The 13,741-nt window shown below is 55.2% G+C and carries 12 protein-coding genes; 2 read left to right on the plus strand and 10 right to left on the minus strand.

Annotation, left to right across the window (positions count from 1 at the left end; all coding sequences use genetic code 11):
• Position 1: 1 nt before the first annotated feature.
• The 8 genes from ACJTMZ_RS14695 to ACJTMZ_RS14730 all read right to left on the minus strand — a co-directional run bounded on the left by ACJTMZ_RS14695 (position 2) and on the right by ACJTMZ_RS14730 (position 10,001).
• On the minus strand, positions 2-1,027 hold the full coding sequence (locus ACJTMZ_RS14695) for a microcin C ABC transporter permease (protein ID WP_017693033.1): 1,026 nt from the start codon (positions 1,025-1,027) through the stop codon (positions 2-4).
• Positions 1,027-2,121: a microcin C ABC transporter permease YejB gene (locus ACJTMZ_RS14700; protein WP_003859369.1), complete on the minus strand. Its 1,095-nt coding sequence runs from the start codon at positions 2,119-2,121 to the stop codon at positions 1,027-1,029. The genes ACJTMZ_RS14695 and ACJTMZ_RS14700 overlap by 1 nt, the downstream gene beginning before the upstream one ends.
• Before the next feature lie 9 nt (positions 2,122-2,130).
• Positions 2,131-3,936: an extracellular solute-binding protein gene (locus ACJTMZ_RS14705; RefSeq protein ID WP_180260649.1), complete on the minus strand. Its 1,806-nt coding sequence runs from the start codon at positions 3,934-3,936 to the stop codon at positions 2,131-2,133.
• 75 nt (positions 3,937-4,011) lie between these two features.
• The gene (locus ACJTMZ_RS14710) at positions 4,012-5,565 is read right to left on the minus strand and encodes a cyclic di-GMP phosphodiesterase (protein WP_015572303.1); all 1,554 of its coding nucleotides are present in this window, start codon (positions 5,563-5,565) and stop codon (positions 4,012-4,014) included.
• Between the two features lie 127 nt (positions 5,566-5,692).
• Complete coding sequence (gene mepS, locus ACJTMZ_RS14715) at positions 5,693-6,262, minus strand: bifunctional murein DD-endopeptidase/murein LD-carboxypeptidase (RefSeq protein WP_003859364.1); 570 nt, start codon at positions 6,260-6,262, stop codon at positions 5,693-5,695.
• Positions 6,263-6,677: 415 nt separating this feature from the next.
• The gene (locus tag ACJTMZ_RS14720) at positions 6,678-7,391 is read right to left on the minus strand and encodes a phosphatase PAP2 family protein (protein WP_017693036.1); all 714 of its coding nucleotides are present in this window, start codon (positions 7,389-7,391) and stop codon (positions 6,678-6,680) included.
• A 33-nt stretch (positions 7,392-7,424) separates the two neighbouring features.
• Positions 7,425-8,411: a GTP-binding protein gene (locus tag ACJTMZ_RS14725; RefSeq protein ID WP_017383393.1), complete on the minus strand. Its 987-nt coding sequence runs from the start codon at positions 8,409-8,411 to the stop codon at positions 7,425-7,427.
• A gap of 123 nt (positions 8,412-8,534) precedes the next feature.
• The gene (locus ACJTMZ_RS14730) at positions 8,535-10,001 is read right to left on the minus strand and encodes a fructuronate reductase (protein WP_252010699.1); all 1,467 of its coding nucleotides are present in this window, start codon (positions 9,999-10,001) and stop codon (positions 8,535-8,537) included.
• A 205-nt stretch (positions 10,002-10,206) separates the two neighbouring features.
• Between ACJTMZ_RS14730 and uxuA the strand changes: the two genes are divergently transcribed.
• Positions 10,207-11,397, plus strand: a complete 1,191-nt coding sequence (gene uxuA, locus ACJTMZ_RS14735; RefSeq protein ID WP_023295062.1) for a mannonate dehydratase — start codon at positions 10,207-10,209, stop codon at positions 11,395-11,397.
• Positions 11,398-11,513: 116 nt separating this feature from the next.
• Here uxuA and yeiP read toward each other — a convergent pair whose 3' ends face one another.
• Positions 11,514-12,086, minus strand: coding sequence for an elongation factor P-like protein YeiP (gene yeiP / locus ACJTMZ_RS14740; RefSeq protein WP_003859355.1), 573 nt, complete (start codon positions 12,084-12,086; stop codon positions 11,514-11,516).
• A gap of 164 nt (positions 12,087-12,250) precedes the next feature.
• Here yeiP and ACJTMZ_RS14745 point away from each other — a divergent pair, with 164 nt between their 5' ends.
• Positions 12,251-12,505 carry a YkgJ family cysteine cluster protein gene (locus ACJTMZ_RS14745; protein WP_003859353.1) on the plus strand — a complete coding sequence of 85 codons (255 nt, stop codon included), beginning with the start codon at positions 12,251-12,253 and terminating at the stop codon, positions 12,503-12,505.
• Here the strand turns inward: ACJTMZ_RS14745 and setB are convergent.
• The gene (setB, locus tag ACJTMZ_RS14750; RefSeq protein WP_015572310.1) at positions 12,502-13,683 is read right to left on the minus strand and encodes a sugar efflux transporter SetB; all 1,182 of its coding nucleotides are present in this window, start codon (positions 13,681-13,683) and stop codon (positions 12,502-12,504) included. The genes ACJTMZ_RS14745 and setB overlap by 4 nt on opposite strands.
• Positions 13,684-13,741: the final 58 nt, after the last annotated feature.

A 13,741-nucleotide genomic window follows, 5' to 3' on the forward strand; every position in this document is an offset into this window, starting at 1 on the left:
GTCATACCGCCTTGTTGGGATCGAAGGCATCGCGCACGGCTTCGCCAATAAAAATCAGCAGGGAAAGGAGCACCGCCACGGAGAGGAATGCGGCGATGCCCAGCCAGGGGGCCTGGAGATTGTTTTTGCCCTGCAACAGCAGTTCGCCAAGGGACGGTGAGCCCAGCGGCAAACCGAAACCAAGAAAATCAAGCGACGTCAGGGTGGTAATGGAGCTGCACAAAATAAACGGCAGGAAGGTGAGGGTCGCCACCACCGCATTGGGAAGCATGTGACGGAAGATGATTGCGCCATCGCTCACGCCTAACGCCTGCGCAGCGCGAATATAGTCGTAATTCCGCGTACGCAGAAACTCCGCGCGCACCACGCCGACCAGCGCCATCCAGCCGAACAGGACGGTGATCCCGAGCAGCCACCAGAAGCCAGGCTGTACCACGCTGGACAGCAGGATAATCAGAAACAGCGTCGGCATACCGGACCAGACTTCAATCACGCGCTGTCCCCATAAATCTATTTTACCCCCGTAATAGCCCTGCACGGCGCCCGCCACAACGCCCATTACGCTGCTAAAGAGCGTCAGCAGCAGCCCAAACAGGAGCGAGATGCGGGTGCCATAGAGAATGCGCGCCAGCACATCGCCGCCGTTGGCGTCCGTTCCCAGCCAGTTTTGCGCGGAAGGTGGCGAAGGGAAGGGGGTGGACGTGGCGAAGTTAATACTGTTCGCGCCAAAACGAATCGGCGCCCAGATAGCCCAGCCATGCTGCGCTATCTGTTCACGTAACCAGGGATCCTGGTACTCGGCTGGCGTCGCAAACGGGCCGCCAAAATCGCTTTCGCTGTAGGTGGCCAGCACCGGTACATACCAGCGGTCTTTGAAATGCACCAGCAGGGGTTTATCGTTGGCAATCAGTTCCGAACACATACTTAAGGCGAACAGGACGGCGAAGATCCACAGCGACCAGTAGCCGCGACGGTTGTGGCGAAAGCGCGCCCAGCGGGCCTGATTGACGGGGCTTAAACGCGACATCAGCGGCCCTCAAAATCGATACGGGGATCGACCAGCGTATAGCTGATATCGCTGATGATGTTCAGCAGCAGGCCGATCAGGGTGAAAATGTAGAGTGTGCCAAACATCACCGGATAATCACGGGAGACGGTGGCCTCATAGCCCAGCAGCCCTAATCCGTTGAGCGAGAACATCACCTCTATCAGCAGCGAGCCGGTAAAAAACATACTGATGAACGTGGCGGGGAAACCGGCAATCACCAGCAGCATGGCGTTACGAAAAACGTGCTTCCACATGATCTGCTTTTCACCGACGCCTTTGGCGCGCGCGGTGACGACGTACTGTTTGCGGATCTCATCAAGAAAGGCGTTTTTGGTCAGCATCGTAAGCGCCGCAAAACCGCCGATGACCGTCGCCAGCACCGGAAGCGTGATGTGCCAGAAGTAATCGGTGATTTTCTGATACCACGGCAGGGTGCTGAAATCCGCAGAGACCAGCCCGCGCAGCGGGAAGAGGTCGAAATAACTGCCGCCGGCGAAAAAGACAATCAGCAGCACGGCAAACAGAAACGCCGGGATAGCGTAGCCGATGATAATGAATGTGCTGCTCCAGATATCGAAACGGCTACCGTTGTAGACCGCTTTTCGGATCCCCAGCGGAATGGAGACCAGATAAATAATCAGCGTCCCCCACAGTCCGAGCGTGATGGAAACCGGCAGGCTTTGTTTGATCAGGGTTAACACCGAGGCGCTGCGAAACAGGCTGTCGCCAAAATCGAAACGGACATAATCCCAGAGCATCCTGAAATAACGCTCGTGCAGCGGCTTGTCAAAACCATAGCGATGGGTGATCTCGGCGATCACCTCCGGATCCAGTCCGCGACCGCCCCGGTAGTGGCTTTCGCTGATGTTGCCCACGCCCGTCCGGGCATGGCTGGCCCCCATTCCTTCACCGCCGCCGCCCGGCATGCCGCCAGCGTGACCAAATTCTATTGCCGCAATTGCCTGGTCCACCGGACCGCCGGGGGCGATCTGGACGATAAAAAAGTTAATGGTAATGATGGCCCACAGCGTCGGGATCACTAACAGCAGCCGGCGGATAAGATAAGCGCCCATCGTCACTCCTTAACGCCGCTCTGCGGGCAGTTTTGCGGCTTTATTCACGTCATACCACCAGGTGTCAAAGCCGAGGGTGTAGACCGGGCGAACGGCAGGCAGGGAGAATTTATCCCAGCGGGCCACGCGATCTTCGCCCATATACCACATCGGCAGCATGTAATAGTTCCAGGTTAAGACCCGATCGAGCGCGCGGCCAAGCGGCAGAAGCTTGTTCTTATCGCCCTGAGCGGCGACAATTTTTGCAATCAGCGCATCAATCACCGGGCTCTTTACGCCCGGGGCGTTGTACGAGGAGTCGATATACCCCGATGCCCAGGAGATTTGCAGATCTGAACTTGGCCACGGCTGCGCGGCCCACAGGGTCTGCATCATGTCGTAATCGCGACTGCGCTTGCGGTTGGTTAACTGGGCCATATCGACCTGGCGGATATTCATGGTGACGCCAAGCCGGACAAGGTGCTTCTTAAATGGCAGCACCCACTGATCGTTTGCGCCGGAGGCAATCAGCAGTTCGAAGCTGAGCGGTTTACCGTTTTGCACATTAACCCGTTGCCGATTTTTCAGCACCCAGCCAGCATCATCCAGCAGGTTGCTGGCTTTCAGCAGGTTGTCCCGGTCGAACCCGTTTCCGTCGGATTTGGGCGGTTCAAATACGCGGGTGAACACCTCCGGCGGGAGTTCCGCTTTCATTGGCGCCAGCAAAACCAGCTCGTCCGCGTGGGGATAATCACGGGCGGCATATTCAGTATTCTGGAAATAGCTGTTCGCCCGGCTGTAGGCTCCGTAAAACAGCGCTTTGTTCATCCATTCGAAATCAAACGCCAGGGTAATGGCTTCACGCACCCGACGATCGGAAAAAACCGGGCGCTGAATATTAAACGCCAGCCAGCGCGTGTCCTGCGCGGATTCGTTTTTGTGTTCGTCTTTAACGATATAGCCTTTCGCGAAATTTTTTCCGATATAACGGGTCGCCCAATTTTTGGCGCTGTTCTCGACACGTAAATCAAACGCGCCCGCCTTAAATGCCTCGAAGGCCACGTTATCATCCAGGTAGTAGTCGTAGCGGATTGTATCGAAGTTCCAGCGGCCCCGGTTTACCGGCAGCGTGGCTGCCCAGTAATCTTTCACCCGGGAATAGATCACGTACTGGCCCATTCGCCAGTCGGTAATGCGATACGGCCCTCCGGCCAGCGGCGGGGTAGAGAGGGGATCGCTCAGCTTATGATTTTTCCAGAAGGATTCGGGCATGACGGGCAGGGAGAACAGGCTCAGCATATTCTCTTTGTTCGGCTCAGGGAGTTCGATTCGCACGGTCAGCGGGGCGATGGCTTTCACCGTGGTGCCCTTGTACACCAGACGAAACTGCGGCACGCCTTCGGTCATAAATTTATGAAAGGTGAATGCCACGTCACGGGCGCTAACCGGCGTACCGTCGTGAAAACGCGCCCGCGGATTAATCGCGATTTCTGCCCAGCTGAAATCATCGGCGTAACGCACGTTCTCGGCGACCAGGGGATAATAGCTGCCGGGTTCGTCGTCGGAGGTGACGAACAGCGTGTCATAGAGGGATTCGGTACGCGCTGCCGCCACGCCGCGCAGGGCAAAGCGGTTAAAGTTGTCAAACGTTCCCGTGGCGGAAAGCGTCACGTTTCCGCCTTTCGGGGCGGCGGGGTTAACGTAATCGTAGTGGTTAAAGTTAACCGCGTACTTCGGCTCGCCAATGACGGCAAAGGCCGTGCTCTCTTTGATGGTCTGCGCCTGGCTCGACAGGCTCACCAGCGCCAATAGCGTCAACACAACGCGCATAATCATAGTGCGGCGGATCCCTTTGTTCACAGGCAGGCTCGGTTGAACAGAATAATAAGGGACAGCGCCGTGATTGTGAAATTATTCCCCGAGCGTGATGTCGGGTTGCCACGTCCTGAACTGCTCCAGCGGCATTGGGCGGCCGATCCAGTAGCCCTGAAGATAGTTCACGCCATGCTCGCGCAGCCACGCCGCCTGCTCCGGCGTTTCAACACCCTCGGCAACGGTTAACATATTCAGGCGTTCTGCCAGCGTCAGCACCGCGTCAAGCACTGGCGAGGTGACGGTTTCAGTCCCGATGGCATTCACGAAGCCACGGTCAATTTTCAGGTAATCCATCGTGAAGCGTTCCAGATAGATCAGCGCGCTGTGGCCGGTGCCAAAATCATCGATGGCAATTTCAAAACCTTCTTCGTGCAGCCATTCGAACAGCTGATTAGCCTCGCGGTGGTTGATCATATCGCGCTCGGTTATTTCCAGCACAATCTGGAAGTGATCGGGTGGAAGGGCGGCGGCAAACGCGCGCATATCCTCTTTAAAGCTTTCCGCATGCAGATGCCCGGGCGCGATGTTGATCCCAAACTTGGCCCCAGGCGGGAGCACCGTTTGCAGGACAGGGGCATCGCGGATAATCAGGTCAAAAAGATGCAGCGTCAGCGGGACAATCAGCTTCTGCGCTTCAGCGAAATTAATAAAGGCATCCGGTGGAATTTCTCCCATCACCGGATGCTTCCAGCGCATCAGGACTTCCAGCCCGGTCATTTTGAGCGACTGCGCATCCACGACGGGTTGATAGACCACGTAAAACTGGTCGCGTTTGATGGCCGTTAGGATCTCTTTCCCCGGATTAAGACGGATAGTAAGAATATAGAAATTCAACAGGCCCGCCGCGATACCGCAGACCAGGCCGAAAAACAGGGCGTACAGCACTTCATCGGTCGTCCAGGCTTCCGCATAAACATGGATGGTCAGAGGCACATTTTTCAGCGTGGCGGTACGGACCGGGATATCAGGCAAATCACGCGCAGGGACCAGCGTTCCGGAATGGGTTGATAACGCATAATCGCCAATAATGATGGAAATACCGGCAAACTCATCCTGTCTTGAGGTGTAGAGGAGATAAGGAGTCAGGTTAAGATTAACGGAGGTAAATACACCGCCGTCCTTCACCAGTGGGTTGCGATACCAGATGGCAATCGCGGGCTTGTCCGGCATCATGGGGGTGCCCGGCAGGAGCGCCATATCAACCTGTTTATTGATGTGCAGTTCAGGAATAAGCGCTTCCAGAGGGACATTCATCGGGCCGGTGGCGGAAGAGCAGTAGGCGTTTTTATCCCTGACCAGCAAAAAGGCGCGCACGTTGATGCTAAAGGCCGCCCGGGAGGTCAGGGCGGCACTCACTTCCTCGCAGCTGTTCAGCGTGAGTGGCTGGAGCGTATCAATCGACATTTTGAGCTCATCGAAATAGCTCTCCATGTAGACGCTTAAATCGGTAATAAGGGTATCGAATCTGACGTCTCGCTTGTGGTAACTCCAGTAAAACTGTAATGCTCCCAGGAGCAGGGCAGTGAATAACCCCGTAAGGAAACTGAGAAACAGAATCTTGCGGTTGCTGGAGAAGTAGCGGGTAAACATAGATGTCGTGATTCCTGAAATGCCGCTGGATAGTTATCAGTGTAACGGGCAAAAAAAAACACTGCCGGAGCAGTGCTTTTTTTATCGTATCGCCAGCCAAGGGATAACCAACGATACGACAGCAATATTAACTACGGCTCAGAACGCGGCGAGCTTCGTTGTAGCGCTTCTTCCAGTAAGGTTCGTTCATGCTGGAAATCGTCACACCACTGCTGGTGGAAGCATGGACAAACTGATCGTTACCGATATAGATGCCAACGTGTCGACCGGTTGAACCCGCTCTGAACAGGACTAAATCGCCCGTGCGCAGTTTAGTGCGCGAAATGGATTTACCCATTTCCTGCTGTTCATAAGTAGAACGCGGAAGGTCTAACCCAAACTGCTCACGGAACGTACGCTGTACGAACGCGGAACAATCGATGCCTTTCTTGGTGCTGCCGCCCAGACGGTAACGCACGCCTTTCCAGTCAGCATACTGATCCATAATACGCGACTTAACGTCGAGATTACGTACCATATTTTCAAATTCATCCTGAGAGGCTTGCAGTGAAGAGGAATCTTCCATTCCCACAACACGCGTCTCAGGATGCATATTCTTCGCGGTGTTCGTCGTACTACATGCCGAAAGCAGAACCGCCACTGCAATCGCCGGGATCCCCCGCAAGATATATCTCAAGATTGGTTGAGATTTGACCATTTTGTTTGTTTTCCCTTGAAGTCCTTAACGAAAATATCGTTATAAAAATGCCAACCGTGACGAGACTAATAATCTGTTCACAATGAGACAATTCTTTATAGTGAAAACTGTGGCTCAACGCACAAAATTATTCACCATGATAATAATTATCTCAGTGGGGCAAAACGAGTTCGAGGTTAACCGATTGCACGGGGTATTGCGAGCAAAAAAGTCCGTTTTTTTATAAGAAAATGTGATACACAAAGTTACAGCGCGGAATTGCTCAAAATGCCGCCATTCATATCGGTAATCCCTGCAATTGCTTCATTTTTATCACGAATTGTATGACGGGATGATGACAGCGTTGAATGACGCCGAAAAGAAGTGACGCAGGGATCGAAAACGATCCCTGATGAATGGTGTTAATTTTCGTTATTTATTTGTTTCCGGCTTGTTTAAATTTGCCAGGAAGATAGCGATCAAAAATGCCTATTATGCGATCGCTCAGTGGGGTCATCAGCACCCACGGTAAACCAATTAACACCGCCGTGAGGGAGCCTACGGCGATATCTGTCAGCCAGTGAGCGCCAATCATCACCCGCGGGAATGCAAATACCACCACAATAACCAGGGCGATGGTGAAGGCTTTTTTACCAAAATAGCGCAGCATGAAGCCTGCAAAAATCAGCAGCATCATACCGTGGTCGCCCGGGAAACTGTCCTTCGAGGCATCTTTGGTTGGAATATGAAGCAGCTCGCTGACGCGGTTAATATTCGGGAAAAAGAGCGAAGGACTGGCGCGTTTAACCGGCATCAGATGCTGCGCCAGCTGGTTGATAATCACGGCTGTCAGCAGCATCACCAGGCCGATAATCAGAATACGGCGACGACCCGTTTTGTCTTCCTTCAGCCAGAAGGAGAGCATCAGACAGCCCATTGCCAGCAGCGAACAGCCGTCAAACGCGCGGTTGTTGGTGATCGCCACCAGCCACAGGAAGGCTTCACTCTTCGCCAGCGCCTGGTTAAAGAAGTGGAACAGCCCGGAATCCAGCGGGAACCAGAAACCGTGATCCGCCGGGATATACCAGGAGAAAAAGATCGCCAGGCCGGCAGCGTTGAGCAATAAAATAGCAGGAAGTCGAGTCGTCATAGTCTTCAGCAATGTGTGAAATCAGGGGCAACGTTAGCCGCCCAAACTTAAACGAAGCTTCAACAGGCTTGACTGGAGGGCATTCCAGTCGGTATTAACCGCACTAATTAACTCTATCCGGCTGTCGGGTGGCGCGACGTTCTGGGTTTCAATAAAGAAATCCTCGCCCTGACGGTTAATGCGCACCAGACCATCCGGAGTGCGCATGATCCCTTTTACCCGCTCAACCGGCGCGAGTCTCGCCCATTCCAGTATACCAATGGTGTCGAAAACCGTATCGGCATCGAAGATCCACCCGCAGGCCTGATGCCCCTGGCCGCTGTTCAGGTTGCGACGCCAGCGCTGATGCTCCGGCAGGCTCAGTGCAGCCAGGCCTTGCTTCGCGCCGTGGCTATGCGAATGCTCAGCGCTGGCAGGCAGTTGCGTCTGGTTGAGGCGGGGAAGGTCGAGCAGGGCGCCATCAATGTTGCCCTGGGTCGTCTGCACATACTGACGTCCACCGCCAGCCTGCTGCCACCAGGACTGGAACGCGGCCTGACTCTCAGCTGTCGCGCGATCGGATTTATTCGCCACGATAATATCTGCCGAGGCGAGCTGGTCGCGGAAATTGTCATTATTGATCGCTTTTTCATCCAGCAGCTGGCGGGGGTCGAGCAGGCAAAGCGTCGCACGCAGCTCAAGCCACGGCTCGTATACCGGGGCGGTCAGTAAATCAAGGATTTGCTTAGGATGCCCCAGCCCGGTGGGCTCAATCAGCAGACGGTCCGGCTTGCCCTGACGCAGCAGCGTATTCAGCCCGACCTGCATCGGCAGACCATTCACGCAGCACATACACCCGCCCGGGATCTCTTTCACCATCGCGCCGCTGTCGGCGAGCAACGCGCCGTCGATCCCCACTTCGCCAAATTCGTTGACCAGCACGGCCCACTTTTCCGCCGGGTCTTTATTGGCCAGCAAATGCAGAATGGACGTAGTTTTACCGCTGCCGAGAAAACCGGTGATCAGGTTGGTTTTGGTCACGTGCGCTCCGATAAATAATTGTGATGTAGTAACAACTATCTATCATCCTGACGAAAAAATCGGACATTGAGAAGAGGGAGGGCGAACGGAGCACAAAACCGTTCGCCTTAAACGCAATAATCGCTAAATTTTTAACGTTTCGATAACGGCCTGGCGCGCGCCGAGCCGGACGAGGCGCTGGTACGCGCTGGTGATTGCCTCGACAAAGACAGGGTTTTGCGGCAGGTCGTCGCCAAAGATTTCATTTAGCGTCAGCAGGGCGCTAACGCGTTCTGCGTCGCTGCTGGTAGCGACAATGGCCTGAAACTTGTCGCTCAGCGGATCGCGTACGTCAATGGCGTTGCCCTGTTCGTCCGTACCGCTGACGTAGCGCATCCAGCCCGCCACCCCCAGCGCCAGTAATGGCCAGGCGGTGTTACGCTCAAGATGCATGCGGATCCCTTCCAGCATGCGCTGAGGCAGCTTCTGGCTGCCGTCCATGGCGATTTGCCATGTACGATGCTGTAGGGCCGGGTTGGCGAAGCGGTCAAGCAGGCTGTCAGCATAGGCTGTCAGATCAACGTTGGTGATGCGCAGCGTAGGGGCCTGCTCATTCAGCATCAGCCTGCGGGCCGCCTCGCGGAAACTGTCGTCCTGCATACATTCATTTATGTGCGCGTAGCCGGCAAGGTAGCCCAGATACGCGAGGAAGGAGTGGCTGCCGTTCAGCATCCGCAGCTTCATCTGCTCCCAGGGCAGGACATCCTCAACCATCTGTACGCCTGCGACCTCCCACTCCGGACGCCCGGCGACAAAGTTATCTTCCACTACCCACTGAATGAACGGTTCACAGCTGATGGCGCAGGGATCTTCAACGCCAAGTTCCTGGGTGATTTCCGCGAGTGAGGCGTCGGTGGCGGCGGGCACGATTCGGTCGACCATGGTGCCAGGGAAGCTCACGTGCGCCTCGATCCATCCGGCCAGCGCTGCGGAACGCTTTCCGGCCATGCCGAGAACGGCATTTTTCACCACGTGGCCGTTGTCGGGAATATTGTCGCAGGAGAGCACGGTAAACGCCGGCAGGCCCCGCTCGCGGCGGCGATGAAGCGCTTCAACCAGAATACCCGGCGCGGAATGCGGCTCAGACGGGTGCTCAAGATCGTGCAGGATGCGGCTGTTCCGCATATCCAGTTTTCCCGTCGCCGGATCGATACAGTAGCCTTTTTCGGTAATGGTGAGGGAGACAATTGCCACCTGCGGTTCGCAGAATTTCTCAATAATGGCTGCCAGCGAGTCGAGTTTGGCGTTCAGGCACTCTTTTACCGCACCGATAATAATGGGCTGATTGCCTTCGGCACCTTTCTCCAGCACGGTAAACAGATGATCCTGCGCCCGGAGCTGGCCCATAAGGACATCGCCGCTAAAGAGGCTAATCTCACAAATTCCCCAGTCGCCTCCTTTGGCATTCAGTACCCGGTTTGTTAACAACGCCTGATGCGCCCGGTGGAACGCGCCAAAACCGAAATGGACGATGCGGGAGCGTAACTGCTCGCGATCGTGGCGGGGCTGCTGGACATGAGCAGGAAGCGCGGTGGAGGCAATAGTCTTCATGTAATACACACCTGATTAACCATTAATTAACAATGCCAGTGTAAAGTTATATGACAACAAATTAAATTGGTAAGCCGTAAATATCCCTGTTATGTGAGTTTGATCAATCAATGCCGCGTGCTGTATTGACCACTTCGATTAAACATGTATGGTAGTCGTCATTGAAGTAACACATATTGGTATAACAACTTGAGAGGGTGGGGCAATGGAACAAACCTGGCGTTGGTACGGGCCGAACGATCCGGTTTCTCTTGATGATGTGCGTCAGGCTGGCGCAACGGGTGTGGTCACGGCGCTGCATCATATTCCGAACGGTCAGGTGTGGCCGGTGGAGGAAATCCAAAAGCGTCAGGCTCAGCTGGCAGAGAAGGGGTTAACCTGGTCTGTTGTGGAAAGTATTCCGGTTCACGAAGATATCAAAACCCACTCCGGTGAGTGTGATACCTGGATTGCGAATTATCAGCAGAGCATTCGTAACCTGGCAGCCTGTGGTATTGATACCGTCTGCTACAACTTTATGCCGATCCTGGACTGGACGCGTACCGACCTGGAATATGAAATGGCCGATGGTTCGAAGGCGCTGCGTTTCGATCAAATCGCTTTTGCGGCTTTCGAACTGCACATTCTGAAGCGTCCGGGGGCGGAAACAGACTACACCGCCGAAGAGCAGCAGCAGGCGCTGGCGTGGTTCAATGCCGCCGGTGAGTCGGACATTGAGAAGCTGGTTCGCAATATCATCGCGGGCCTGCCGGGGGCGGAAGAGGGTTATACCCTCGATCAGTTCCGCGCGCGCCTGGCGGAATATGGCGATATCGATAAAAACCAGCTGCGTGAAAACATGGCGCACTTCCTGCGCGCTATTGTGCCGGTGGCAGAAGAAGTCGGCGTGCGGCTGGCGGTTCATCCTGACGATCCACCGCGCCCTATCCTCGGCCTGCCGCGTATCGTGTCTACGATTGAAGATATGCAGTGGCTGAAAGAGACGGTGGACAGCATCTACAACGGCTTTACCATGTGTACGGGCTCGTATGGCGTGCGGGCGGATAACGATCTGGTGCGGATGATCGAAACCTTCGGCGATCGCATTCATTTCACCCACCTGCGTGCAACCTGCCGTGAAGAGAACCCGAAAACCTTCCACGAAGCAGCCCATCTTGGCGGCGACGTGAACATGGTTGCGGTGGTGGATGCCATTCTCTCTGAAGAGGTACGTCGTAAGCAGGCGGGGGATGTACGTCCTATCCCGTTCCGTCCGGATCACGGGCACCAGATGCTGGACGATCTGCGCAAGAAAACGAATCCAGGGTATTCGGCGATTGGCCGTCTGAAAGGGATGGCGGAAGTGCGCGGTATCGAGCTGGCGCTGAAAATGACGAAGTATCCTGAACTTCTTTAAGCCTGATCGCCCGGTGGCGCTACGCTTACCGGGCCTACGAAAAACCGGCTCTGAGGCCGGTTTTTGTGTTTTTGTAGGCCGGGTAAGGCGCAGCCGCCACCCGACAAACGCCGCAATCAGTCAGCACGACCCATATAGCGTTTTTCTTCGATATGGATACGGATTTTCTCGCCCGCTGACAGGTACTCTGGCACCTGTACGACCAGACCGGTAGTCAGGGTAGCCGGTTTGTTACGCGCACTTGCAGACGCGCCTTTGATGCCCGGTGCCGTTTCAACAATTTCCAGATCAACGGTCTGCGGCAGCTCCAGCGCCAGCAGCACGCCATCCCAGGTCAGCACCTGCATGTCCGGCATTCCACCTTCTGGAATAAACAGCAGCTCTTCTTCGATCTGATCTTTGGTGAAGATATACGGGGTGTAATCTTCTTTATCCATGAACACGTATTCGTTGCCGTCGATGTAAGAGAAATCAACGTAGCGACGGGTCAGGGTCACGGTATCAACGATATCGTCGCCTTTAAAACGTTCTTCCACTTTCAGGCCGGTGCGGACATCGGAGAAACGCATTTTGTACAGCGTTGCTGCGCCACGGGCGCTGGGTGCCTGAATGTCGATATCTTTCACAATCAGCAGTTTGCCGTTGTAATTCAGTACCATACCTTTCTTAATTTCGTTCGCTCTTGGCATTGCAGTAATCCTGTTTACGGGAGGTAAAAAATATCGCGCCAAATTACTCGCGCGGGGCCTTTCAGGCAAGCGGAATTCGTGGGTTTTGCTATCAATACATAAAAGGTGTTACTGTGCGCGCAATGCCCGACTGCGCGGGCATCTGCCACCAACAGAGAGCATGTATGGATTGTCGTTCCGACTGTGGCGCGTGCTGTACCGCACCGTCCATCTCAAGCCCCATTCCAGGCATGCCGGAGGGCAAGCCTGCCAATACCCGCTGCGTTCAGCTCTCTGACACTAACCTGTGCATGATCTTTGGCTCGCCCCTGCGCCCGAAGGTGTGCTCCGGGCTCCAGCCAACCGCCGAAATGTGCGGCAGTACGCGCCAGCAGGCCATCACTTATCTGCTTGAGCTGGAAGCGCTCACCGCGCCTTAAACATCTTTGATTCGCGTCAGGCAGCTCAGCGTCAGGACGCACATCACCAGCGCAATCCAGAACACCGTATGATAGTTCCAGATTTCAGCCACAACGCCCGCCAGTGAGCCTGCAATAATCCAGCCCACGCGGGTGGTATTAGTATAAAGGGTGGTGGCAGAGCCTGCCTGACCCGGCATCAGATCCTGGAAGTAGAGCATGCCGATACCGGCCAGAATGCCGATGTAAATGGCGTTCAGCAGCTGTAAAGCCAGAAGCAGGGCTGGCGTATGAACCGTCAGCATACCGACATAAAACAGCAGCCCGGCTACGGCGGCGACGCGCATCAAAAAGCGCTTGCCGAAGCGCTTCGCGTAATAGCCCGCAATCAGCATGGTGGGGATCTCAAGCCCCGCGGCGGTTCCCATCATGATCCCGGCCAGCTTCTCCGGCAGATGCAACTCATCAATAATAAACAGCGGCATATTAATGATATAGAGGCTGTTGGTTCCCCACATTAGCGTACAGATAATGAATAACAGCAGCGCGTCGCGCCGGTTACGTCGCGGAGCTTCCAGCGTACCGGTCGCCACTTTCGGCTCTTTGCGCATGGAGGGCAGAAAGAACCAGACCATTGCGCCGCATACCACGAAGGCCACGGCTGCGCTGAGGTACATCACCGTAAAGCCAAAACCCATCGCCAGCGCGTAGGCGAGCGGGGGGCCAATCACCCAGGCCAGCGACACCTGCGCGCGCAGTATCGAGCTGAACATCACCGCTTCTCGCCCGGTGCGGTCGGCATGCTCGCGGGCAAGGGCGAACATCTGCGGGTTGGCGGTCGAGCCGAAACTGCTCAGGAAGACGCCCACGAACAGCAGAATGAAGTAGTTACGGTTCCACGCAAACAGCAGGCAGGCAAACACCCCGAGCAGGCAGCAAAAAACGATCAGGCTTTTGCGATCGCCTTTGCGGTCTGAACGCCCGGCTAGAAACTGGCTGACGAAAATGCCGATGATGGCGCTCCCGGTGAAGAAGAAGCCAACCATCGCCGGGCGGGCGTGAACTTCGTTGGTCAGAAACAGGCTCAGCGTAGGCGTTTGTAACGCACCGGCAATACCGGTGAGAAAAGCAACGATCAAAAACGCCGTTGACGTCAAATCAAAAGGCTTTGGTGAGGCGGCAGCGGGGGTGTTATGCATGTTCAGTCTTTGCGAGTAACAGAGAGAGGCGGAGTTTACGCCGCCTGTCATTAAATAA

Source organism: Enterobacter sp. DN, assembly GCF_046054285.1.
GTDB classification, from domain to species: Bacteria; Pseudomonadota; Gammaproteobacteria; order Enterobacterales; family Enterobacteriaceae; genus Enterobacter; species Enterobacter hormaechei_C.